The organism is Microbacterium shaanxiense, assembly GCF_054779995.1.
In genome coordinates, this window is the sequence record NZ_BAAGXE010000001.1 from 748,353 (window position 1) to 771,400 (window position 23,048).

Sequence of the window (23,048 nt, forward strand, 5' to 3'; positions counted from 1 at the left end):
CGCCGTAGGCTTTCACCATGGCCAGGAGCACCACCAAGACCTCGCGCGCGTCTGAGAAGGCCCCCGCGCGCTCGAAGGCGCAGACGGCCCCCACCAAGAAGCTGCCGGCGACTCCGAAGAAGTACATCGACGAGATCGACAAGCCCCCCGTCGCCGTGCGCGCGTGGCTCGGCCTGGCTCACGGCGTCGGGGGTCTCTTCCGCGCCTTCGGCCCGGAGACCCTCGAGAAGGATCAGCGACGCGACGGGTTCCCGCTGCTGCTGGTGCTGCTGGCGTGCCTCGGCGCGGTCACCGAGTGGTTCTTCATCGGCAACGAGATCGCTCAGAACATCAGCGCCTACTCGGTCGGGCTGATGATCGGTCGCACGGCGTTCCTGATGCCCGTGCTGCTGCTCATCCTCGCGGGATGGCTGTTCCGGCATCCGTCGTCCGTGCACGACAACGGAAGGATCGGGATCGGCTTCGGCCTGTTCGTCCTCTCCATCGCGGGCATCTGCCACCTTGCAGGCGGGCAGCCGGAGCCCAAGGCCGGCATGCCGGCGCTCAGCGCTGCCGGTGGACTCTTCGGCTGGATGCTGGGCGAGCCCCTCTCGTACCTCACCGACATCGTCGCCTACATCCTGCTGGGCGTGCTGGCGGCGCTCAGCATCCTCATCATCACCAAGACCCCGCCGAATCGCATCGGTGCACGCCTCGGCGACCTGTACGCCTGGATGTTCGGTGCCGAAAGGGCCGAGAAGCCCGACGCAGACGAGAAGCCGACCGCGGACAAGACGGAGGGCTCCTTCGACGAGGACGACGACCCGAATGTCCTCCCGTGGTGGCGGCGCAACAAGACCGGCCGGGAAGAAGACCCCGACGAGGGGATCGGTTCGCAGGACCTCACCGAATTGCTGTCACCGAGCGACGGGCCAGTGGACAACACCGCCTACGATCAGGCGGTCATCGTCGCGGATCCGACGGATGCAGCGACCGAGATCCTGACCGACGTGCAGAGCGTCATGGACACGCTCGGCAGCCAGGGCGGCACCGCGCTTCTGGACGACTCGGGCGACACGGGGGAGCAGCCGGAGCTGCCGGGCCTCTCCGGTTTCGGAACCGACGGGCCGGGGGAGCGCGGACTCCAGGCGCCGAGCGCACCGTACTCGCTGCCGTCGCCCGGCGTACTCAGCGCCGGCCCGCCCTCGGTCGCCCGCTCGGAGGCGAACGACAAGATCGTCGAGCAGATCACGAGCGTGCTGTCGCAGTTCAAGATCGACGCCAAGGTGACCGGATTCTCACGAGGTCCGACGGTCACGCAGTACGAGGTCGAGGTCGGCCACGGCGTCAAGGTCGAGAAGATCACGCAGCTGAGCAACAACATCGCGTACGCCGTGGCGTCGAACGATGTGCGCATCCTCTCGCCGATCCCCGGCAAGAGCGCGATCGGCATCGAGATCCCGAACACCGACCGCGAGACGGTCGCCCTCGGTGACGTCATCCGTTCCGCGGCAGCGCACAAGAGCACCCACCCGCTGACGGTGGGCGTCGGAAAAGACGTCGGAGGCAACTTCGTCGTCGCGAACCTCGCGAAGATGCCTCACCTCCTGGTCGCGGGTTCCACCGGCTCCGGTAAGTCCAGCTTCGTCAACTCGATGATCACGAGCCTGCTGATGCGGGCGCGTCCCTCCGACGTGCGCATGGTGCTGATCGACCCGAAGCGGGTCGAGCTCACCAGCTACGCCGGCGTGCCGCATCTGATCACGCCCATCATCACCAACCCGAAGAAGGCCGCGGAGGCCCTCCAGTGGGTGGTGAAGGAGATGGACATGCGGTACGACGACCTGGCATCGTTCGGGTTCCGCCACATCGATGACTTCAACAAGGCCGTGCGCGCGGGCGAGGTCGAGGTGCCGGTCGGCAGCGAGCGCGTGCTCAAGCCGTACCCGTACCTGCTGGTCGTCGTCGACGAGCTCGCCGACCTCATGATGGTCGCCCCGCGCGACGTCGAGGATTCGATCGTGCGCATCACCCAGCTCGCCCGTGCCTCCGGCATCCACCTGGTGCTCGCGACGCAGCGCCCGAGCGTCGACGTCGTGACCGGCCTGATCAAGGCCAACGTGCCTTCGCGCCTCGCGTTCGCCGTGACCAGCGTCACCGACAGCCGGGTCATCCTCGACAGTCCTGGTGCCGACAAGCTGATCGGACAGGGAGACGCGCTCTTCTCGCCGATGGGGTCGTCCAAGCCTTTCCGACTGCAGGGCGCGTGGGTCGAGGAGAGCGAGATCGACGCCGTCGTGAAGCACGTCACGGCACAGGCGAGACCCGAGTACCGCGCCGATGTGCAGGAGGCGCTGGAGCCGACGAAGAAGAAGGAAGTCGACGAGGACATCGGCGACGACCTCGAGGTGCTGCTCGCCGCGGCCGAGCTCGTCGTCTCGTCGCAGTTCGGATCGACCTCGATGCTGCAGCGCAAGCTGCGCGTCGGCTTCGCCAAGGCCGGACGGCTCATGGACCTTCTCGAATCGCGTGAGATCGTCGGACCCTCGGAGGGATCGAAAGCCCGCGACGTGCTGGTGACCGCCGAGCAGTTGCCTGCGGTGATGGCGAAACTCCGAGGCGAGGATCCGCCCGGAGTCACATCCTCGACGCCTGCTCCACCCGTACCGCAGCCGGCTCACGACCCGATCGAAGACCAGTTCCGCGGCTTGCCGGTGGTCGATGAGGATGAGGGCGACGAAGACGCCTGGGGTCTGACGGGGCGCGACTGATGGCGATTCCCCGGCAACTGCCGAACGCCATCACGATCGCGCGGATCCCGCTCGCCGTCGTCTTCTTCGTCCTGCTGCTGCTCGGCGGCACGTACGGACTGGATGACCTCGTGATCCGCTGGGTCGCCGGCGCACTGTTCGTCGTGGCGATATCCACCGACTGGGTGGACGGATATCTGGCGCGCAAGTACGACATCGTCAGCGACTTCGGCAAGCTCTGGGACCCGATCGCGGACAAGCTGCTCACGGGCGCAGGTTTCGTGGGTCTCGCGATCCTCGCGGAGTGGCCGTGGTGGATCGTCATCGTCATCCTCATCCGCGAGTGGGGCATCACCATCCACCGGTTCATGGTCGCCAGCAGCCATATCGTGGCCGCGGCGTGGTTGGGCAAGATCAAGACGGCGGTGCAGGGCGTGACGCTCGGCTGGTGGTTGCTGCCCCTTCACCAACTGATCGGCATGGACTGGTGGATCGGCATCGGAATCGGCCTGATGTACGTGACGCTGGCCCTCACCGTCGTCAGCGGGATCGACTACGCCGTGTCACAGGTGCGCGGATCCCGCACAGGACGAGCGTGAGCGGGAGCGCTGACCTCGTGGCAGCGCTGCGGGCGCGGGGGTGGTCGCTGGGCGTTGCGGAATCCCTGACCGGTGGCGCGCTTGCGGCTGAGATCGTCTCGGTTCCTGGTGCGTCGACGGTACTGTCCGGTGGCGTCGTGGCGTACGCCACACCGGTGAAGGAGTCGTTGCTGGGGGTGGATGCCGCTCTTCTGGCCGAGCACGGTCCCGTGCACGCGTCGGTCGCGGAGCAGATGGCGGCGGGAGTGCGCGCCGCAGTCGCGATCGCGGGCAGGCCCGCAGAGGTCGGGCTCTCCACGACGGGGATCGCAGGGCCCGATTCGCCGGACGGGCAGCCGGTGGGAACGGTGCACGTCGGCGTCGCGACGCCGACGGACGTGCGCTCGTTCGCTTTCCTCTTCGCCGGGGATCGGGCGTCGATCAGAGCGCAGGCGGTCGATGCCGCGATCGACGCGCTCTCGAGAGTGCTGCGGGAATAGGCTGCGCCGTCGGATGGTTGTCACTGATGTGCCGAAGAATGATGTGCTCACACCGAAAGCACAGCGTGAAACAGTAGTTTTTTCATCAGCGAGTCGGGTTAGACTGGCGATCCACTCGGAGGAGTCTCCGGTGACGGAGATCGAGAGGAGGTTCCGGTGATTCTTGTACGACAGGAAATCGGCGATGTGCTGAGGGACTTCCGCCTGCAGAAGGGGCGCACGCTCCGGCAGGTCGCGGGCAAGGCCTCTATAGCACTCGGTTATCTCAGCGAGGTGGAGCGCGGACAGAAGGAAGCGTCCAGCGAGATCCTCGCTTCCGTTGCGGAGGCGCTCGACGTCCCGATCTCGATGATCATGCGTGAGGTCGGCGATCGCATCTCCGTGCTCGAGGGAATCCAGGTGTTCCCGGATGTCGTCCCGGACGATCTCGTCGCTTCGGTCGAGCCCGAGCTCTCGCTGCACTGACCGCAGCGTTCGTCGGAGTAGGGCTTTTCATGCGTCGCAGCGAGTTCCTTCGCGCGGTCGATCTCGAATTCGGCGCGCGAGCCTCCATGCTGAAGACGGATCTCGTGCTCGACGCGCTCGGCAACCGCACCGCAGACGAAGCTCTCGATGAGGGCGTCGCGCCCAGGGAGATCTGGCTCGCGCTCTGCGAGGAGACGGACGTCCCGGCTGAGCGGCGCTACGGCGTCGGCCGGCTCGAGCCGCGCAGACGCTGACACGGCGCTCGTCGGTCTGATCGCCTTCGGGCTACGTCTCTTCGGCGTGTCGTCGAAGATGTGTTCGAAGTGCGCGTAACGTTCTGCACAAGTGGTTTCGAGGTGAACTCATCCCCGGTTCGTGGGGCGTCCGACGCAATGTCGGAGGCCGATCGTACGGTGATGACAGGCCGAAAAGCCATACGCCTTGTCGGAGAGTTCGCCCCACCCGGGGTGGCCGCGACAGCCTACAGGCGGCACCACGCGAACAACAGGAGCACATCATGCCATCAGTCGCAGACCGCGAGAAGTCCCTCGAGTCGGCTCTCGCCCAGATCGATCGTCAGTTCGGAAAGGGTTCAGTCATGCGGCTGGGCAGCGATGAGCGCGCGCCAGTCGCCGTCATCCCCACCGGCTCCATCGCCCTCGACGTCGCCCTCGGCGTCGGAGGTCTCCCGCGTGGCCGCATCGTGGAGATCTACGGCCCGGAGTCGTCGGGTAAGACCACTCTGACGCTGCACGCGATCGCCAATGCGCAGCGCGCCGGTGGCATCGCCGCATTCGTCGATGCAGAGCACGCTCTCGACCCCGAGTACGCCAAGAAGCTCGGTGTCGACATCGACGCGCTCCTGGTCTCCCAGCCGGACACGGGTGAGCAGGCCCTCGAGATCGCCGACATGCTCGTACGCTCCGGTGCCATCGACCTCATCGTCATCGACTCCGTCGCGGCGCTGGTGCCTCGCGCCGAGATCGAGGGCGAGATGGGTGACTCGCATGTGGGTCTGCAGGCACGCCTCATGTCGCAGGCGCTCCGCAAGCTCACGGGTGGTCTGAACCAGACCAACACCACGATGATCTTCATCAACCAGTTGCGCGAGAAGATCGGTGTGTTCTTCGGCTCTCCCGAGACCACGGCCGGTGGTAAGGCGCTGAAGTTCTATGCATCGGTCCGCCTCGACATCCGCCGCATCGAGACGATGAAGGACGGCACCGAGGCCGTGGGCAACCGCACTCGCGTCAAGGTCGTGAAGAACAAGATGGCTCCGCCCTTCAAGCAGGCGGAGTTCGACATCCTGTACGGAACGGGCATCTCGCGTGAAGGCAGCCTGATCGATTTCGGCGTGGAGCACGGTCTCGTGAAGAAGTCGGGCTCGTGGTACACCTACGACGGCGACCAGCTCGGCCAGGGCAAGGAGAACGCACGCTCGTTCCTCATCAAGAACGCTGACGTCGCTCTGGAGATCGAGACGAAGATCAAGCAGAAACTCGGCATCGGCGGCGCGGTCGACGATGCCGCTCCTGAGACTGCTGACGAGCTCGCGCAGCGTCGTCCGGCCTGATGACTGTCGAAGACGGGGGCGAGGCGCGCCTCGCCCCCGTGATCCCCCTCTTCGGCGGGAAGCTCGTTCCGGCTTCGGCGCTGCCGGCGACGCGCGGGGAGAAATCGCCGCGACGACGCGACATGACGACGGCCGACGCGGGCAGTCGCCGCGAGACGGCTCGTGATCGCGATGAGGCAGTGTCCGATCGGCCGTCATCTGACCCCTCGTCATCTGGCCCGTCGTCATCCGACCCGTCGTCATCTGGCCAGTCGTCACCCGACCCGGATCAGGTTCGCACCGCCGGCGAGGAGTCTCTCGTGCGCAAGCTGCGAGCGCGGTCGTTGTCGATCTCCGAGGCGCGTCAGGTTCTGCGCGGCCACGATCTCACCCAATCGCAGATCGACGATGTGATCGACGACTTCTGCCGCCGCGGATACCTCGATGACTCGATCCTCGCTGAGCAACTGGTGATCTCGGGGATCGAGCGCAAAGGCCAGGGTCGCGTCGCGCTCTCACGGGCCCTGGTGCAGCGGGGCATTCCGCGAGACGTCATCGACATGGCACTCGGCGATCTGCCTGACGACGACGCCGAACGTGCGCTGGAATTCGCCCGGACCAAGGCGCGTTCGATGGCGCGGCTCGAATACGACACCGCACTGCGCCGTCTGACCGGACAACTCGCACGTCGCGGCTACGGAGGATCAGTGGCGATGAGCGCGGCGCGGACCGCGCTGAGCGAGGCGTCCCTCGGAAAGGCGACCAGCGGGGTGCGGTTCGTCGACTCGGAGTGACTTCGCCGGATCGCTCGTAGAATGGGGTCACCATGACTATCCTGAGCAGCGAACCGACGATCATCCAGGCCTCGTCGGCGGCCGTCGACGCCGACGGACGTCAACGGACCTATGAGGTGCGCACCTTCGGGTGCCAGATGAACGTGCACGACTCCGAGCGACTGTCCGGCTCCCTGGAGAGCGCGGGATACGTGCGCGCCGAGGCAGCCACGGAGGCGGACGTCGTCATCATCAACACCTGTGCCGTGCGCGACAACGCTGCAGGCAAGCTCTACGGCACGCTCGGGCACCTGGCCTCGATCAAGCGCCGCAAGGAGGGCATGCAGATCGCCGTCGGAGGCTGCCTCGCGCAGATGGACAAGGACGCCGTGCTCGACAAGGCACCGTGGGTCGATGTCGTGTTCGGCACGCACAACATGGGCTCGCTGCCGGGGCTGCTCGAACGCGCGCGCCACAATGGTGACGCCGAGCTCGAGATCCTCGAGTCCCTCGAAGTGTTCCCCTCGACGCTGCCGACCAAGCGCGACTCCGCGCACAGCGGCTGGGTGTCGATCTCGGTCGGCTGCAACAACACCTGCACCTTCTGCATCGTCCCGAGCCTGCGAGGCAAGGAGAAGGACCGTCGTCCCGGCGACATCCTGAACGAGATCCGGCTGCTCGTGGAGGACGGCGCGATCGAGGTCACCCTGCTCGGTCAGAACGTCAACTCCTACGGCGTCGAGTTCGGCGACAGGCAGGCCTTCAGCAAGCTGCTGCGCGCGGCGGGCGAGATCAACGGCCTCGAGCGCATCCGATTCACCAGCCCGCATCCCGCCGCCTTCACCGATGACGTCATCGACGCCATGGCGGAGACGCCATCGGTCATGCCTCAGTTGCACATGCCCCTGCAGTCCGGCAGCGATCGCGTGCTCAAGGCGATGCGCCGCTCGTACCGCAGCTCGAAGTTCCTCGGAATCCTCGATCGTGTGCGCGAACGGATGCCCAACGCCGCGATCTCCACCGACATCATCGTCGGATTCCCCGGCGAGACCGCCGAGGACTTCGAAGACACCATGCGGGTCGTCGAACAGGCGCGATTCGCCAACGCCTTCACATTCCAGTACTCGATCCGCGAGGGCACTCCCGCGGCGACGATGGAAGACCAGGTGCCCAAGGAAGTGGTGCAGGAGCGCTACAACCGGCTCCTCGCACTTCAGGAGCGCATCTCGCTCGAGGAGAACCAGAAGCAGGTCGGCCGCGAGGTCGAGGTGCTGGTCTCCGTCGGTGAAGGCAAGAAGGATGCCGAGACCCACCGCCTCACCGGCCGAGCCGAAGACAACCGACTCGTGCACTTCGAGGTCACCGAGGGTTCCGACATCCCGCGCCCTGGCGACGTCGTGACCGTGAAGATCACGCACGGCGCGCCGTTCCACCTGCTCGCCGACGACCCGAGCGGTGCGCCGCTGCGCATCCGGCGCACGCGCGGCGGAGACGCCTGGGATCGCGCACAGGCCGAGTCCTGCGGCGTCCCGGCGCCGGCAGGGGACACCGGTGCGCCGCGTGCGGTGTCGCTCGGCCTGCCCACACTTCGCGTCGGTGTCTGACTCGCCGAGACCCCGGGTTACGGGCGAGACTCCAGGTTGCAGAGGAGACTCCGGCAGTAGTGAACAGCGTGAGGTGTCGGCGCCGAGGCGGGGTTTCGGCGAAGCGGCGAGGAGAGTCGTGAATCGCCTGTGGGCGGTCGTCGGTGCGACGGGAACCGGCAAGAGCGACCTGGCGCTGAACCTCGCAGAGCAGTTGCGCGACCGCGGCAATCCCGCCGAGATCGTGAATGCCGACGCGATGCAGCTGTATCGGGGCATGGACATCGGCACGGCCAAACTCCCCGTCGCAGAACGGCGCGGCATCCCTCATCATCTCTTCGACATGCGTGATGTGCGCGACGAGGCTGCCGTCGCCTGGTACCAGCCACTCGCGCGCGCCGCGATCGAGGACATCCACTCCCGCGGAGGCGATGCGATCCTGGTGGGCGGCTCCGGGCTGTACGTCTCCAGCGTGATCTTCGATTTCCGCTTCCCGCCCCGCGACGCCGACCTCCGTGCACGTCTCGAGCGCGACCTGGAACAGCACGGTGCCGCTGCGCTGTTCGCGCGTCTCGAGGCGGCGGACCCCGGGACTGCTGCACGCATCGACAGGAAGAACGGGCGCCGTGTCGTGCGCGCGTTGGAGGTGCTGGAACAGGGGGAGAAGACGCACGGATCGGCTCTGCCGGAGGCGCCTGAACTCTGGTATCCCGCCACTCGCATCCTCGCGCTCGGGGCCGAGCGATCCGAGCTGGTCGAGCGCCTCGACAGACGCGTCGAGAGGATGTGGGCGGAAGGGATGCTGGACGAGGTCCGGTATCTGCGGCGGCAAGGGCTGGAGGAGGGCACGACGGCCCGTCGCGCGATCGGATATGCGCAGGCGCTCGCGCAGGTGAAGGGGGAGCTGACCGAGGACGAGGCCATCGCAGCGACGCAGTCGCTCACCCGACGCTACGCGCGCCGTCAGGTGTCGTGGTTCAAACGCTATCCGGAGCTCACCTGGCTCTCTCCCGGAGACGACCTCGAACACCTGCTCTGACGGATGTCGGTGCCCGCCTTCATGATGGAGTCATGAGCACGCACTACTTCACCGCATCCAGCCTCGACGGTTTCATCGCGACGCAGGAGCACTCACTCGATTGGCTGCTCAGGCAAGACATCGATGCCGACGGGCCGATGGCCTATCAGCAGTTCGAGAAGACGATCGGCGCCCTGGCGATGGGGGCGTCGACGTATGAATGGGTGCTCGAGCACGAACAGGGTCGATGGGGATACACCCAGCCGACCTGGGTCTTCACGCATCGTGAGCTGGCGGTTCCCGACGGCGCTGACGTCACTCTCACCCGCGACCCGGTCTCTGAAGTGCACGCCGCGATGACCGCGGCCGCCGGCGGCAGAAACCTGTGGGTGGTCGGCGGGGGCGATCTGGCCGGACAGTTCGCCGACGCCGGGCTCCTCGACGAGGTCTGGGTGCAGTTCGCCCCCGTCACTCTGGGCTCTGGCGCACCGCTGCTTCCGCGAACGCTCGATCTCGAGCTTCTCGAGGTGGCGCGCAACCGCGATTTCATGTGCGGCCGGTATCGCGTGATTCGTGACTGACCGCTCTGTTCGCTAGCCTCGATCGCGTGAACAGCAGCACGTTCTGGCAGATTCGCACATTCGAGCGGCGTGACGCGGACGCGGTCGTGGAGTTATGGCGCGAAGCCGGGCTCACGCGAGCGTGGAACGATCCTTATCAGGACATCGAACGCAAGCTGAAGGTCCAGCCGGAGCTGTTCCTGGTGGCCGAGGCTCCCGGCGCGCACGACAGCCTGTCTCGCATCGTGGGCGCCTTGATGGCCGGTTACGACGGCCATCGCGGATGGCTCTACTATCTGGCATCCGCGTCCGAACTCCACGGATCTGGGATCGGCCGTGGCCTGGTCACTGAGGCGGAACGGCTCCTGGTCGAGATGGGCTGCCCGAAGGTGCAGCTGATGGTTCGAACCGACAACGACGCCGCACTGGGATTCTACGATCGACTCGGCTATGAGCGCTTCGACGTCTTGAACACCGGTAAGCGCCTCATCGTCGACGAGCAATAGGGGCGTCGATCCTCTCTAGACTGGAGTCATGGTCGCATTCACCAAAGGGCACGGCACCGGCAACGACTTCGTGATCATCGCCGACCCCGACGGCGAGCTGGACCTCACACCCGAGCAGGTCGCCGTCCTGTGCGACCGGCACTTCGGGATCGGCGCAGACGGCATCCTCCGCGTCGTGCGCTCCGCCGCGATCCCGGAGGGCGCGGCAGCGCTCGCTGAGGAGCCCGCTGCCGAGTGGTTCATGGACTATCGCAACGCCGACGGATCGATCGCCGAGATGTGCGGCAACGGCATCCGTGTCTTCGCCCACTACCTCGTCGGCGCCGGTCTCGCCGTGATCGAGCCGGGCACGACGCTACCGATCGGCACTCGTGCGGGCGTGCGCGACGTCACGCGCAGCGGTACCGGGTATCAGGTCGATCTCGGCCGCTGGCGGCTGTCCGGAGACGACCCCCTCGCGAAAGCCCGCGGCCTCGACGTCGCGCGTCCTGGCCTCGGAATCGACGTGGGCAACCCGCACGTCGTGGTCGCCCTCGCCTCCGAAGAAGAACTCACCGGACTCGAGCTCGAGTACATCCCCGAACTCGAGCCTCAGCTGCCGGGCGGCGCGAACGTGGAGTTCGTCGTGCCCGGAGAGCCGCTCGTGCGCGACGGCATCGGGCACGTCAGGATGCGCGTGTTCGAACGGGGAGTGGGCGAGACCCTGAGCTGTGGCACCGGTGTCGCGGCCGCCGCACTCGCCGTGCGCTACTGGGCGGGGGAGCGCGCGCCGCACAACTGGAACGTCGAGGTACCCGGAGGCACGCTCGGCGTGCGGATGTTCCCTGCGGAGGACGGCGAGCACGTCGCCCTGTCCGGACCGGCGCAACTCGTCTACAGCGGCACCATCGACCTCGTCTGAGTCCACATCCCGCCGACGAATGAGTCGTCGGATGACGCCCGACGTACCGTCGGCGCGCACCGTGGCGCACGATGGTGCACATGAGCAAGCAGATCCGCTTCAACGCCTTCGACATGAACTGCGTCGCGCACCAGTCCTCGGGAATGTGGCGGCATCCACTCGATCAGTCCGCTCGCTACAAGGAGCTCGGCTACTGGACCGACTTGGCACGACTGCTGGAGCAGGGGCACTTCGACGGCCTCTTCATCGCGGATGTGCTGGGCACGTACGACGTCTACGGCGGCTCGAACGAGGCCGCCATCCGCCACGGTGCGCAGGTGCCGGTCAACGACCCCGTCCTCCTCGTCAGCGCCATGGCCGCGGTGACCGAGCACCTGGGATTCGGCGTGACGGCGGGCACCGCGTACGAGCATCCGTACCCGTTCGCGCGCCGGATGTCGACCCTCGATCATCTGACCGGCGGACGCGTGGGGTGGAACGTGGTGACCGGTTATCTGCCCTCCGCCGCCCGCAACATGGGTCATGACGATCAGCTCGAGCACGACCAGCGCTACGACGTGGCCGACGAGTACCTCGAGGTCACCTACAAGCTGTGGGAGGGGTCCTGGGAGGACGACGCCGTCATCCGCGACCGTAAGAGCGGGGTGTTCACCGACCCGTCGAAGGTGCATGAGATCGGACATCGCGGCGAGCACTTCACGGTCCCCGGCATCCACATCTCCGAGCCGTCGCCGCAGCGCACGCCCGTCATCTATCAGGCCGGCGCCTCGCTACGGGGCATCGCCTTCGCCGCGGGGAACGCCGAGGCGATCTTCGTCGCCGCACCGACCAAGACGGTGCTCGCGGGCACGGTGAAGCGCATCCGCGACGCGCTCGAGGAGGCGGGCCGAGACCGCTATTCGGCCAAGATCTACACGCTGCTGACGATCATCACCGACGAGACCGGCGAGAAAGCGCACGCCAAGCATGAGGACTACCTCCAGTACGCGAGCGATGAGGGCGCGCTGGTGTTCATGTCGGGATGGATGGGCATCGATCTGTCGCAGTACGACCTCGACGAGCCGATCGGCAACGTCAAGAGCAATGCGATCCAATCGACCGTCGCGAACTTCCAGCAGGCCGGTGAGGACGGCAAGGAGTGGAAGGTCCGGGACATCGCTCGGCTGGGCAACATCGGGGGACTGGGACCGCGCGTGGTCGGTTCGCCCTCAGAGGTCGCCGACTTCCTTCAGGAGTGGGTCGAGGAGACCGACGTCGACGGTTTCAACCTCGCGTACGCCATCACACCCGGGACCTTCGAGGACATCGTCGAGTTCATCGTGCCGGAACTCCAGCGTCGCGGTGTGTACCAGACCGAGTACGTGCAGGGGACCCTGCGCCACAAGCTGCACGGACGGGGCGACCGCCTCCCTGACGAGCACCGCGGTGCGAGCTATAGTCTGCGCCGCAGCGCCACGGTCTGAACGCGCCTGGTCGGCATGCGCCGGGTCGGCACGCATCCGGTCGTGGCACGCGCCGGGTCGCCCCCTCAGGCGAGTGAGATCGGCTCGGTGGGCGGGTTGCCGTGCCTGCGGACCTTGAGGATGCGGTAGCCCTTGCCCGTCGCGGTTCGGAAGACGCTGTAGCCGGGGTGGAAGGTCGCGCCGAGCCATCGCTGGAGGGAATCCGCGCCGAGATTGCGCTGCACGACGAGCCATGCGTCGCTGCGCTCGTCGAGACGCGGGATCCACTTCTCGAGCATGTCGTGCAGCACGTTCTTGCCCACCCGGATCGGCGGATTGGAGCGGATCGTGCGGAACACGACGTCGTCGGGAACATCGTCGGGCAGTACGGCGTTGATATTGGTGATGCCGAGAGCTTCGGCATTCCTGCGAACGAGGTCGAGTGCGCGCTCATTCACGTCGACCGCCCACACCGTCGCATGCGGAGAGGCGAGCGCCATGGTGATGCTGATGGGCCCCCACCCGCATCCGAGGTCGAGGAAGTTCCCGCTCGGCGGCAGCGGGGGCATGCTGGCGAAGAGCACTGCGGTGCCGGCATCCACGCGGTCAGGACTGAAGACGCCACCGGCGGTGGTCACTTCGAGTTCACGGCCTGCGAGCGTCACTCGAATGCGTCGCAGGTTCTCCGCACTTGCCGGGGCCGCAGTGAAGTAGTGATCAGACCCCATACGGCGAGCGTACCGGACAGCGGGGTTAAGCTTAAGGCGTCGGACACAGAAGGCAGAGGATGACGAAAGCCACAGACGAGACACTCAACGACGAGACGCTGGATCGCGTGCTTGCAAGTGCACAGACGCGCACCAAGGCCCGAGTGTTCGGCGCCGCGCAGGCGCTGCAGGATTCCTCGACAGCCGCGTACTCCGATCGCGACGGCGACCAATGGGATCTGGAGGATCGTCACGCGTTGCGTCGCGTCGTGGGTCTCTCGACCGAACTCGAGGACGTCACAGAGGTCGAGTACCGGCAGCTGCGGCTCGAGAACGTCGTGCTCGTCGGCGTGTATCCCCAGGGCGCCCAGACGGACGCCGAGAACTCGCTGCGCGAGCTCGCGGCCCTCGCAGAGACCGCCGGCGCCGTGGTGCTCGACGCGGTGCTGCAGCGTCGACCGAACCCCGATCCGGCCACCTACCTCGGTCGAGGCAAGGCGCAGGAGCTCAAGGACCTCGTCGCCGCGACCGGTGCGGACACCGTGATCGCCGACACCGAACTCGCACCGAGCCAGCGGCGTGCGCTGGAGGACGTGGTGAAGGTGAAGGTCATCGACCGCACCACCGTGATCCTGGACATCTTCAGCCAGCACGCCAAGAGTCGTGAGGGCAAGGCCCAGGTCGAGCTAGCACAGCTCGAGTACCTGCTGCCTCGCCTGCGCGGTTGGGGCGATTCGATGAGCCGACAGGCCGGTGGGCAGGTGGGCGCCGGCGGTGCAGGAATGGGATCACGCGGTCCCGGTGAGACGAAGATCGAGCTGGATCGGCGTCGCATCCGTACCAAGATGGCGCTACTGCGTCGGCAGATCCGCGACTTCGGGCCTGCACGCGAAGCCAAGCGTGCCGAGCGGAAGCGCAACACGATTCCGTCCGTGGCGATCACCGGATACACCAACGCCGGCAAATCGAGCCTCCTCAACGCGCTGACCAGCGCGGGAGTGCTGGTCGAGAACGCCCTGTTCGCGACCCTGGACGCCACGGTGCGCCGCACGGAGACCGCCGACGGCCGCGTGTACACATTCACCGACACCGTCGGTTTCGTGCGAAATCTGCCCCACCAGCTGGTCGAGGCGTTCCGCTCCACGCTGGAGGAGGTCGGCGAGGCGGACATCGTGCTGCACGTCGTCGACGGATCGCACCCCGACCCGGCCGGCCAGCTGCAGACCGTCCGCGACGTGATGGGTGACGTGGGCGCGCGCGATCTTCCCGAGATCGTGGTCTTCAACAAGGCCGACCTGATCTCGGACGACGACAGACTGGTGCTGCAGGGCCTCGAGCCCCGCGCGCACTTCGTGTCCTCGCGTTCCGGCGAGGGCATCGAAGAGTTGCGGGCGGCGATCGACGAGGCGCTCCCGAAGCCCGCAGTGGAGGTGCACGCACTCGTACCGTACGATCGCGGCGATCTGGTCGCCGCGATCCACGAGACGGGGATGCTGCTTTCTGCGGAGCACGGTGAGAACGGGACGGACGTCCGTGCCCACGTGTCAGAGCGGCTCGCGGCGGAACTGGCGCCGTTCGCCGTGTGAGCCTCGACGGTCAGTGCGCGCTGAAGCGTGCCTCGACCGTCGCCGAGACGACGATCTCGTCGGGCTCGTATTCCATCGTCGGCGCGGAATCGGCCATGGCGAAGGCAGCACCGCGGGCCTTCAGCATCTGAGGCGCACTGGGAGCCTGTCCCTGCGAGATGAGCCCGACGTCGGCGATCTCCAAGGGGGTGACCTCCGTGAGCCCCAGCGCGCCGGCGTAGGCCTCGGCACGGGCGGCGGCGACGCCGACCGCCGAGGAGGCGACCTCGCGTTCGACGCGGGCGCGCGTCTCGGGGGTGAGCGCCCACTCGACGGAGCCCACCTCGACGCCGTCCCACGCCGACACGTCGGACGCCCATGCGGACAGTTCGGTCGGATCGGTGAAGGTCGCGCTGAAGTCGATGCTCGCGTGATGCACGAGCGCCAGGCGCTTGCCTTCGTTGTTCCATGGGCGCTCCGCGCTCACTGCGAGTCGCTTGCTGGTCCACTCGACGACGGTGCCGGCATCCTTGCGTTCGCCGATGGTGGCCCGCACCGGCTCGGACAGATGCATCACCTGGTCGATGACCGACGTGCGATCGGATCCCTCGGTGCGCACCGTGACGTGGATGGTGGCGCGCTCGGGCGTGAGGCGTGACTCGTTCTCGCCGCGGACGGTGATGATGACATCGCTCATGAGAGCGACTCTACGCCAGGGCCGACATCCCCGCCCGGCGTCGGAATAGCATGCGGCGCGGATCCGTTGTATCCTGTGATGCTCGGGTGATTCGTCAGCCGAGGTGATAAATCCACAGAGTGACAGTGGTTCCTTCGAGAGAAGACACACGGGGCTGATCGGTTTCGACAGTGCTTGTGAATTCACGTGAAGCGGGCCGAGGATGCAGGGTTATCTCGTGAACGCCCCCTGCAAAACAATAGTTGCCGAAACAAAGCGCAACGACTTCGCCCTCGCTGCATAAGCGAGCCCGATAGTCCGTCAGACCGTATGTGATTCCGATACGGATCCTGGCGTCATCTAGGAATCTTGCTGTGTGACGGCGTCTGGACGTCACACGGGACTCTTCCCAGGCTGGGCTCGTCGACTTAGGTGTCTGTGACAAAGGTCGGAGCCGAGTAGAACGTCTGCACAGACTGCGCCCGGAGAAGCCGTGGATACTCAGCGTTGGACGGGGGTTCGATTCCCCCCAGCTCCACGACCGCTGTCACAGGAGAAGCCCCACGATCCGTACCAGGATCGTGGGGCTTCTTCGTGCGCTCGCGGGTCGCGGTCCGGCTCACTCGAAGTCGACGAGGATGAGACTCCGCCTCGTGTCCGCGACCGTCACCCAGCCGTCGCCGAACTCGTACGTCATGCCGAAGCCCTCCTCATCGGGCGACATCGCGGTCTCAGGGTTCTCGGTGATGTACACGTGCCCGTCGGCATCGGCGCGCTGCCACCCTTCGGCGATGAGCCTCTGCTGAGCGGCGCTGGACGCCGCCTGATCGATCGGCGCCCATCCGAACACCTGGACATGGTCGGAGGGGACCGTGTAATCGCCCCACACGCACTGGATGCCGCCTTCGACGATGTCCTCACCCAAGCGGAAATCGTGCTCCTTGTACGTCCAGCCGTGCTCGCTCAACGCCGTGATGGTGCTCGGCGCGATGATCGTCTCGCACGTGGGTGCGGCGCCCGCGGTCTCTTCGGGCGTCGGCGTCGGTGTCGGAGTCGGCGTCGGTTCTGGTGACGCCGCGGCGGTCTCGGTGGGCGTCGAGGTCGGCGTCGGCTCCGGTTCGGCTGCTGCGGCGCACGCCGACAGCGTCAGCGCGATAGTGACCGCCGCGAGTGCGGCGAGGGATATGCGGCGGATCATCTCTGCTTTCGGGTCAGGGCTTCGGCGCCGCGTCGGCGAGTTCGAGGAACGCGTCGTGCAGCAGGCCGTTGCTGGCCAGGGTCGAACGGTCTGCGATGGTGTCGACGCCGCTGAACGAGGTGAAGGTTCCACCGGCTTCGCGCACGATCGGCACGGCGGCGGCGATGTCGTACTCCTTGACGTCGAACTCCGCCACCATCTCGAGCCGTCCCTCGGCGAGAAGCATGTACGAGTAGACATCACCGTAGGCGCGGTCACGCCACACGCGCTCCGCGATGCGCAGCAGCGCGGGCAGGTGTCCGGCATCCGCCCACTGCGTGATGCTCTGGAAGCTCACGGCCGCATCGTCGAGAGATGACACCGCCGAGGTCTCGAGGCGCCGGGGACCGGCCTCCGTCGCCGTCCATGCGCCGGCGCCGGTCGAGGCCCACCAGCGCCTGCCCAGTGCGGGCATGCTGACGACGCCGACGTGGGGTACGCCTTCGACGGCGAGCGAGATCATCGTGCCCCACAGGGGCACACCGCGCATGAAGTTCGCCGTACCGTCGATCGGATCGATGATCCACTGCCGTCGGGTGTCGCCCTCGGTTCCGAACTCCTCGCCCAGGATGCCGTCGGCAGGGCGCTCCTCGGCGAGGAGGGCGCGGATGGCGCGCTCCGTCGCCAGGTCGGCATCGGTCACATGAGAGCGATCGGCCTTCGTGGAGATCCTCAGATCGCTCGCATCGAATCGGGGGAGGGACTGCTCATCGGCGACGTCGGCCAGTCGTAAGGCGAGGGCGAGATCGCTCGCGAGATCGAAGGCTGCGGGGGAGTCGGTCACCCTTTCAGGATAGTCGTCGCCGGTGCCGGATCGTTGCCGCCTCGATTTCGCATGACGCTCCGAAACTGGTAATGTAATTCCTCGGCCGGGGAAACCGGGCCACGCACCTCTAGCTCAATCGGCAGAGCAATTGACTCTTAATCAATGGGTTCAGGGTTCAAGTCCCTGGGGGTGCACGGATCAGCCTCGTAGACTCTCGCCAGTCTTCGAGGCTTTTCTGCTTTCATGGCGCCCGCGCCCCCGTCGCCGAGCCAGTGATCCGCGCTCAGCGTGCCGTGCGGAACAGCCGGGATGCCCATCGCGCCGACCACGAGTCCTCGTGTGCGGCGCGGCGGGCCACCGCCAGGAGTTCCTCCGAAGGCTGGCGTTCGCGGAAGTACAGATCGATCCCCGCGCTCGTGAATGGCGTACGTGCGAACGCGGTGACGGCCCAGCCGTCAGCGGCATCACCCGCGACGAATCGCCAGTCGCTGTGAGCGAACCGGGTGACAGGTCCGACGCCGCGCCAACGCCATCCTCCGTCGGGTGAGCGCTGATCGATCCCGATGATCCGGCGCGGCGCACCGCCCCTGGTCCGGAAAGAGACGACGTCGATGAGGGCACCGTCGGGAAGCGCCGCATACGTGACCATCGGGCCGCTCCGTGTCCGCCAGAGCGAGAGGCTCGTCTCGACGACGTGCCAGCGGCCGACCGCCAGTTCGTCCATCGGTCAGCTCCTCAGACCTGTCATCACCGCGCTGCGCTCCCAGAGCTCGTGCGCCAGGTCGTCGCGCGTGCTCTGCGGATTCACGCGCGCCGCGACGGAGCGCTTCTCGTAGTAGAGACCGGGCACCCATGCCTGGCCGGGAACCGTCTCGGCGAGCCAGACGAGCTGGTCGGCGCCCGTCTCCGGTGTACCCAGGAACCTGCGTGCGAACCTGTTGTTGTACAGGAAGCCCATGGCCCTGCTGCTCGAACCCGCAGCGAATGCCGAGGCGATCACGCCTGGGTGAAACGCCGCCGCATTCACGCCCTGGGACTGCAGGCGGTTGTGCAGTTCGCGGGTGAACAGGATGTTCCCCAGTTTCGCCGCGCCGTACGCCTTCATCGGCGTGTAATCGCGCCTGTTGTCGAGATCGGCCATGTCGATCCTGCCGAACATCCTGGCGGCGATGCTCGCGGTCTGGATGACCGTGGCCCCGCTCGTGATCAGCGTGTCCTGCAGCAGATTCGTGAGCAGGAACGGGGCGAGGTGGTTCACCTGGAATGTCAGTTCGAACCCGTCGACGGTCTCGGTCCTGGCGCCGAACATGCCGCCGGCATTGTTGGCGAGGACGTCGATGCGCGGGTGCCTCGAAGCGAGCGATGACGCGAGCTCGCGCACATCGTCGAGCCGTGAGTAGTCGGCGACCAGATGGTCCGCCTTCAGCTCTCCTGCGATCGCGCGCGTCTTCTCGGGCGAACGCCCGACGACGACCACTTCATGCCCGTCGGCGTGCAGTCGACGCGCGGCGGCGGCGCCTATCCCGTCGCTGGCGCCTGTGATCACCACGGTTTTCCGGTCGCGCATTCGGAGTCCTTCCGCCCCTTCGCCGACGCTCAACTCGCGACGGCGACGACCGCGCCGCTGGTGAGGGCCTTCAGGAGCTCGAACGTCAACGGCATCACAGTGTGAGGATGGCCTGCCGCCGCCCAGATCTCGGCGTGGTCCGAGAGCGCCATGTCGATGTAGGTGCGAAGCGGTGCGGGATGGCCGACGGGTGCGACACCGCCGATCGCCTGGCCGGTCGCCTCGCGTACGACGGATGCCGGAGCCATCGCCACATCGTCGGCGCCGATGCTCTCGCGCAGCACGTCGAGGTCGACGCGGTGCCCACCGCTGGTCATCACCAGGATCGGTTCTCCGTCCGCGACGAGCACCAGGCTGTTCGCGATCGCCGCGACCTCGCATCCGATCGCTTCGGCGGCCTGGGCGGCGGTGCGGGCGGAATCGGGCAGGACGCGCACGTCGACATCCGCACCCGCGGCTGCAAGGTGCTGCACGACGATGATGCTCCGAGGGGGAAGCACGGTCTCACTCATGGGGCAACCGTACCCAATGGTGCGCTGCGCGGCGTTCAGCCTGCGTCCCCGACAGAGATCGCCTCGGCATCCTCGAGCTCCGCATCCGTCGGGTGATCGTCGATGTGCGCGAGAGTCCTGCGCCCGAGGACGATCGTCAGCGTCGCCACCAGCACCGATGCCGCGGCGAAGAGGTAGGGCATCGTCGAGTCGAATGCGTGCCACAGCAATGCGGCGACCGGAGGTGCGATCGCTCCACCGATGAAGCGCACAGCCGAATACGCCGACGAGGCGACGGAGCGCGGCAGGTCGGTCGCCTCCATCACGGCCTCGGTCAGCACCGTGTTCATGACACCCAGGAGCAGTCCGCCGACGATGATGCAGATCACGAGCGCAGGTGCGGTCTCCGCCACGAGGCCCGCGATGATCAGATCGATGGCGAGCAGCGGGAGCACAGTGACGAGCACAGTGGTCCGGCGCATGCGCCGCATCATCCACGGTGCGACCCACACGCTGGTGATCGCGAGCGCTACGCCCCAGCCGAAGAAGGTGAAGCCGATCCCCATGGCGCCGAAGCCCAGCGGGAACGGCGAGAACGCCAGCAGCACGAAGAACCCGATGTTGTAGAACAGTGCGGTGATGGCGAGGACCGCCAGGGCCGGTCTGCGCAGAGCCGTGAACGGCGCCGAGAAGGGCACAGGCCGACGCACCTCCCGTGGTCCTCGCAGCAGTGTGAGGATCGCGATGAACGCGATCGCCATGAGCGTGACGACACCGAAGAACGGACCGCGCCAACTGAGCTCGCCCAACAGGCCGCCGAGCAGCGGACCGATCGCGATGCCGAGCCCGAGAGCGGCTTCGTACAACACGATCGCGGCACCGCTTCCGCCCGATGCGGACCCCACGATGGTCGCGAGCGCCGTCGAGATGAACAGGGCGTTGCCCAGGCCCCAGCCCGCCCGGAATCCGATGATGGCGTCCACGCTGCCGCTCAGCGCACACGCCAGAGCGAAGGCGACGATGAGTGCCAGCCCGATCATCAATGTGGCCTTGGCGCCGATGCGGCTGGAGATCCAACTGGTGAACAGCATCGCGACGCCGGTGACGAGCAGATAGCTGGTGAACAGCAGCTCGGTCTCGGTGGGGCTCGCCTCGAGCGACTCGGCGATCGCAGGGAGGATCGGATCGACGAGCCCGATGCCCATGAACGCGACGACGCTCGCGAAGGCGACCGCCCAGACCTGTGCCGGCTGCTTCCAGACCGAGGCGGTCGCCGCACCGCCGCTCACTCGCCGGCTCCTTTGCTCGGGAGGGTCTCTCTGCTGTGCGACGCGAGGATCTCCGCGGCGCGCGCCAGCGTTGCCCAGTCGACGACGTCCAGGTCGTCGAAGTGCGGAGCGAGGGTGACGCGGAACTCGTCGCGCCATGCTCGGAGAGCGTCCGCTCCGGCGCTCGTGATGTGCACGACGGTCGCCCGGGAGTCAGCGGCATCGGCCGTGCGCGAGATCAGGCCGGCGCGCTCGAGCTCGCCGAGAAGCCGGGTCATGCCCGGCTGCGTGGTGCGCGCGGCAGCCGCGAGCGTTCCGACGCGCTGGCCGTCCTCGCGCTCCAGGATGCTGAGCACCCTCCACTGCGCTGACGGCGCCTCGTTGCGCGCCTGCTGCGCAGCGATGCGGGCGAGCGCATGGGCGGAGATGACGATGGAGGGGATGATCTCGTCGCGTTGCATACCAGAAAGTATATACCTGTTGATATGCAGTGTTCTCAGCGCCGCGCGCTCGCGATGCGCGATGAGAGCTGATGCGCGTGCGCCAGCAATGTGCGACCGAGGTGCGCGATCCGATCGGGACCGAAGCGGAACTCCACGCCCGTCAGGCTCAGTGCCCACTCAGGACGCCCGGCGCGATCGAACACCGCGGCGCCCATTCCCCAGCTTCCCTCCACGATGAGTCCCGGGTTGATCGCGTACCCGCGCTCCTTGGTCTCGGCGAGCCTGGTGCGAAGTGGTTTCACGCCGTGGGTGCGACCCCAGCGCTCGCTGAGCTCAGGATGGCGCTCGAAGTAGGCATCCACATCGTGGTCAGGGAGGAAGGCGAGAATCGCGAGGCCGGCACTCGCGACGCCGAGAGGGAACCGCACGCCTTCGCTGAGCACGAAGGAGCGGATCGGGAACGAGCCCTCCTCCCGCAGCAGGCACACGGTCTCATCCGCACGGCGCACCGACAGGAACGCGCTCTCCTCGGTCTTGACGGCGAGCGAGCGCACGATGTCCCGCGCGAGCGCAGTGATGTCGTATCGGGCGGCAGCCACCGATCCCATGAGGAACAGCTCGGGCCCAGGCATCCATCTGGCCGTCTCGTCGTCGCGGTCAACGAGGCCCTCGGCGCGCAGGGCGCTCAGCAGTCGGTGGGTCGTCGAGCGCGACAGATCGGCGGAGCGCGCCAGTTCGTGCAGGCTCGCGCCTTCTTCACCGCTCGCCGTGACCAGACGCAGCAGACTCGCGGCACGCGCGACGGCCTGCGCGCCGGGCACTGAAGGCATCTTGTTCATGATGTGGACGCTATCCGGACAATCGCCCACATCGCAAGACGCCGTTTCGATTGCGCACGTGACAGGCGGATGCTGGAAGAAGACCTCACACGAAGGAGTGCTGCGTGATCGACAAGCAATGGGCCTCAGCCGCAGAGGCCGTCTCGGACATCCCGGACGGCGCGTCCCTCGCGGTCGGTGGATTCGGACTCTCGGGAAACCCGATCGCTCTCATCGAGGCTCTGCTCGCGCAGGGCACCACCGATCTCAGCATCGTCAGCAACAACTGCGGTGTCGATGATTGGGGACTCGGCGTCCTGCTGAATGCGAAGCGCATCCGCAAGATGACCTCCTCCTACGTCGGCGAGAACAAGGAGTTCGAGCGCCAGTTCCTCTCCGGTGAACTCGAACTCGAGCTGACGCCGCAGGGCACGCTCGCAGAGAAGCTGCGTGCGGGCGGCTCAGGGATCGCGGCGTTCTACACCCAGACCGGCGTGGGCACTCAGGTCGCCGAAGGCGGACTCCCGCGGCGCTACGGCGCCGACGGCTCGATCGCGGTGGCATCACCGGTCAAGGACGTCCGATCGTTCGACGTGAACGGCACGTCCGAGGAGTTCGTCCTGGAAGAGGCCATCACGACAGACTTCGCCCTGGTGCACGCGATGGCGGGGGACCGGCACGGCAATCTCGTGTTCAACAAGGCCGCCCGCAACTTCAACCCGCTCGCGGCGATGTCCGGCCGGGTGTGCATCGCACAGGTCGAGCAGCTCGTGGAGCCGGGCGAGATCGACCCCGACCGCGTGCATCTGCCTGGTGTGTTCGTGCACAGGATGGTCGAGGTCGGCACCGACATCGAGAAGCGCATCGAGCGTCGCACTGTCACGAAGACGGAAGGAGCCTGAC

At 66.9% G+C, this 23,048-nt stretch carries 25 protein-coding genes, 1 tRNA gene and 1 other RNA gene; 17 read left to right on the forward strand and 10 right to left on the reverse strand.

Annotation, left to right across the window (positions count from 1 at the left end; genetic code table 11):
• Window positions 1-17: 17 nt before the first annotated feature.
• The 13 genes from ACYVG2_RS03460 (at window position 18) to ACYVG2_RS03520 (ending at window position 12,628) form a co-directional block, all read left to right on the forward strand.
• A complete protein-coding gene (locus ACYVG2_RS03460; protein ID WP_460779687.1) occupies window positions 18-2,750 on the forward strand; it encodes an FtsK/SpoIIIE family DNA translocase in 2,733 nt (910 codons plus the stop codon).
• Window positions 2,750-3,328 carry a CDP-diacylglycerol--glycerol-3-phosphate 3-phosphatidyltransferase gene (gene pgsA, locus ACYVG2_RS03465; protein ID WP_460779688.1) on the forward strand — a complete coding sequence of 193 codons (579 nt, stop codon included), beginning with the start codon at window positions 2,750-2,752 and terminating at the stop codon, window positions 3,326-3,328. Before ACYVG2_RS03460 ends, pgsA begins: the two co-directional genes overlap by 1 nt.
• Window positions 3,325-3,807, forward strand: a complete 483-nt coding sequence (locus ACYVG2_RS03470; RefSeq protein WP_460779690.1) for a CinA family protein — start codon at window positions 3,325-3,327, stop codon at window positions 3,805-3,807. The genes pgsA and ACYVG2_RS03470 overlap by 4 nt, the downstream gene beginning before the upstream one ends.
• Before the next feature lie 156 nt (window positions 3,808-3,963).
• Complete coding sequence (locus ACYVG2_RS03475) at window positions 3,964-4,272, forward strand: helix-turn-helix domain-containing protein (protein WP_460779691.1); 309 nt, start codon at window positions 3,964-3,966, stop codon at window positions 4,270-4,272.
• 29 nt (window positions 4,273-4,301) lie between these two features.
• Complete coding sequence (locus tag ACYVG2_RS03480) at window positions 4,302-4,526, forward strand: DUF3046 domain-containing protein (RefSeq protein WP_448965366.1); 225 nt, start codon at window positions 4,302-4,304, stop codon at window positions 4,524-4,526.
• Between the two features lie 263 nt (window positions 4,527-4,789).
• The gene (recA, locus tag ACYVG2_RS03485; protein ID WP_448965367.1) at window positions 4,790-5,845 is read left to right on the forward strand and encodes a recombinase RecA; all 1,056 of its coding nucleotides are present in this window, start codon (window positions 4,790-4,792) and stop codon (window positions 5,843-5,845) included.
• On the forward strand, window positions 5,845-6,618 hold the full coding sequence (locus tag ACYVG2_RS03490; protein ID WP_460779692.1) for a regulatory protein RecX: 774 nt from the start codon (window positions 5,845-5,847) through the stop codon (window positions 6,616-6,618). Before recA ends, ACYVG2_RS03490 begins: the two co-directional genes overlap by 1 nt.
• Before the next feature lie 32 nt (window positions 6,619-6,650).
• Complete coding sequence (gene miaB, locus ACYVG2_RS03495; protein ID WP_460779693.1) at window positions 6,651-8,201, forward strand: tRNA (N6-isopentenyl adenosine(37)-C2)-methylthiotransferase MiaB; 1,551 nt, start codon at window positions 6,651-6,653, stop codon at window positions 8,199-8,201.
• Window positions 8,202-8,319: 118 nt separating this feature from the next.
• Window positions 8,320-9,219 (forward strand): tRNA (adenosine(37)-N6)-dimethylallyltransferase MiaA, encoded by a 900-nt coding sequence (miaA, locus tag ACYVG2_RS03500; protein ID WP_460779694.1) that lies wholly within the window; start codon window positions 8,320-8,322, stop codon window positions 9,217-9,219.
• 32 nt (window positions 9,220-9,251) lie between these two features.
• Window positions 9,252-9,779: a dihydrofolate reductase family protein gene (locus ACYVG2_RS03505; protein ID WP_460779696.1), complete on the forward strand. Its 528-nt coding sequence runs from the start codon at window positions 9,252-9,254 to the stop codon at window positions 9,777-9,779.
• Between the two features lie 26 nt (window positions 9,780-9,805).
• Window positions 9,806-10,264: a GNAT family acetyltransferase gene (locus tag ACYVG2_RS03510; protein ID WP_460779697.1), complete on the forward strand. Its 459-nt coding sequence runs from the start codon at window positions 9,806-9,808 to the stop codon at window positions 10,262-10,264.
• Between the two features lie 28 nt (window positions 10,265-10,292).
• On the forward strand, window positions 10,293-11,165 hold the full coding sequence (gene dapF / locus ACYVG2_RS03515) for a diaminopimelate epimerase (RefSeq protein ID WP_460779698.1): 873 nt from the start codon (window positions 10,293-10,295) through the stop codon (window positions 11,163-11,165).
• An 80-nt stretch (window positions 11,166-11,245) separates the two neighbouring features.
• Window positions 11,246-12,628 carry an LLM class flavin-dependent oxidoreductase gene (locus tag ACYVG2_RS03520; RefSeq protein ID WP_460779699.1) on the forward strand — a complete coding sequence of 461 codons (1,383 nt, stop codon included), beginning with the start codon at window positions 11,246-11,248 and terminating at the stop codon, window positions 12,626-12,628.
• A 65-nt stretch (window positions 12,629-12,693) separates the two neighbouring features.
• On the opposite strand, the gene ACYVG2_RS03525 is transcribed toward ACYVG2_RS03520, so the two are convergent.
• Complete coding sequence (locus tag ACYVG2_RS03525) at window positions 12,694-13,335, reverse strand: class I SAM-dependent methyltransferase (protein ID WP_460779700.1); 642 nt, start codon at window positions 13,333-13,335, stop codon at window positions 12,694-12,696.
• 59 nt (window positions 13,336-13,394) lie between these two features.
• On the opposite strand from ACYVG2_RS03525, the gene hflX reads away from it, so the two are divergent.
• On the forward strand, window positions 13,395-14,900 hold the full coding sequence (hflX, locus tag ACYVG2_RS03530) for a GTPase HflX (protein WP_460779701.1): 1,506 nt from the start codon (window positions 13,395-13,397) through the stop codon (window positions 14,898-14,900).
• 10 nt (window positions 14,901-14,910) lie between these two features.
• On the opposite strand, the gene ACYVG2_RS03535 is transcribed toward hflX, so the two are convergent.
• Entirely contained in the window at window positions 14,911-15,576 is a 666-nt protein-coding gene (locus ACYVG2_RS03535) for an SIMPL domain-containing protein (protein ID WP_460779702.1), read from the reverse strand.
• A gap of 150 nt (window positions 15,577-15,726) precedes the next feature.
• Between ACYVG2_RS03535 and ssrA the strand changes: the two genes are divergently transcribed.
• Window positions 15,727-16,096, forward strand: a transfer-messenger RNA (tmRNA) gene (gene ssrA / locus ACYVG2_RS03540).
• Between the two features lie 78 nt (window positions 16,097-16,174).
• Here ssrA and ACYVG2_RS03545 read toward each other — a convergent pair.
• A complete protein-coding gene (locus ACYVG2_RS03545) occupies window positions 16,175-16,753 on the reverse strand; it encodes a hypothetical protein (RefSeq protein ID WP_460779703.1) in 579 nt (192 codons plus the stop codon).
• A gap of 13 nt (window positions 16,754-16,766) precedes the next feature.
• The gene (locus ACYVG2_RS03550; RefSeq protein ID WP_460779704.1) at window positions 16,767-17,576 is read right to left on the reverse strand and encodes an inositol monophosphatase family protein; all 810 of its coding nucleotides are present in this window, start codon (window positions 17,574-17,576) and stop codon (window positions 16,767-16,769) included.
• A gap of 103 nt (window positions 17,577-17,679) precedes the next feature.
• On the opposite strand from ACYVG2_RS03550, the gene ACYVG2_RS03555 reads away from it, so the two are divergent.
• A tRNA-Lys gene (locus ACYVG2_RS03555) sits at window positions 17,680-17,752 on the forward strand.
• Between the two features lie 89 nt (window positions 17,753-17,841).
• On the opposite strand, the gene ACYVG2_RS03560 is transcribed toward ACYVG2_RS03555, so the two are convergent.
• The 6 genes from ACYVG2_RS03560 to ACYVG2_RS03585 are packed head-to-tail and all read right to left on the reverse strand — an operon-like array spanning window position 17,842 to window position 22,166.
• Complete coding sequence (locus ACYVG2_RS03560) at window positions 17,842-18,282, reverse strand: hypothetical protein (protein ID WP_460779705.1); 441 nt, start codon at window positions 18,280-18,282, stop codon at window positions 17,842-17,844.
• A 3-nt stretch (window positions 18,283-18,285) separates the two neighbouring features.
• Window positions 18,286-19,125, reverse strand: coding sequence for an SDR family NAD(P)-dependent oxidoreductase (locus ACYVG2_RS03565; RefSeq protein WP_460779706.1), 840 nt, complete (start codon window positions 19,123-19,125; stop codon window positions 18,286-18,288).
• 29 nt (window positions 19,126-19,154) lie between these two features.
• Window positions 19,155-19,637, reverse strand: coding sequence for a YbaK/EbsC family protein (locus ACYVG2_RS03570; protein WP_460779707.1), 483 nt, complete (start codon window positions 19,635-19,637; stop codon window positions 19,155-19,157).
• A 35-nt stretch (window positions 19,638-19,672) separates the two neighbouring features.
• On the reverse strand, window positions 19,673-20,905 hold the full coding sequence (locus ACYVG2_RS03575) for an MFS transporter (RefSeq protein ID WP_460779708.1): 1,233 nt from the start codon (window positions 20,903-20,905) through the stop codon (window positions 19,673-19,675).
• A complete protein-coding gene (locus ACYVG2_RS03580; protein ID WP_460779709.1) occupies window positions 20,902-21,345 on the reverse strand; it encodes a MarR family winged helix-turn-helix transcriptional regulator in 444 nt (147 codons plus the stop codon). Before ACYVG2_RS03580 ends, ACYVG2_RS03575 begins: the two co-directional genes overlap by 4 nt.
• 35 nt (window positions 21,346-21,380) lie before the next feature.
• Window positions 21,381-22,166: an IclR family transcriptional regulator gene (locus ACYVG2_RS03585; protein WP_460779710.1), complete on the reverse strand. Its 786-nt coding sequence runs from the start codon at window positions 22,164-22,166 to the stop codon at window positions 21,381-21,383.
• A 104-nt stretch (window positions 22,167-22,270) separates the two neighbouring features.
• Here ACYVG2_RS03585 and ACYVG2_RS03590 point away from each other — a divergent pair, with 104 nt between their 5' ends.
• Window positions 22,271-23,047, forward strand: a complete 777-nt coding sequence (locus tag ACYVG2_RS03590) for a CoA transferase subunit A (RefSeq protein WP_460779711.1) — start codon at window positions 22,271-22,273, stop codon at window positions 23,045-23,047.
• The last annotated feature ends 1 nt before the right edge of the window (window position 23,048 follow it).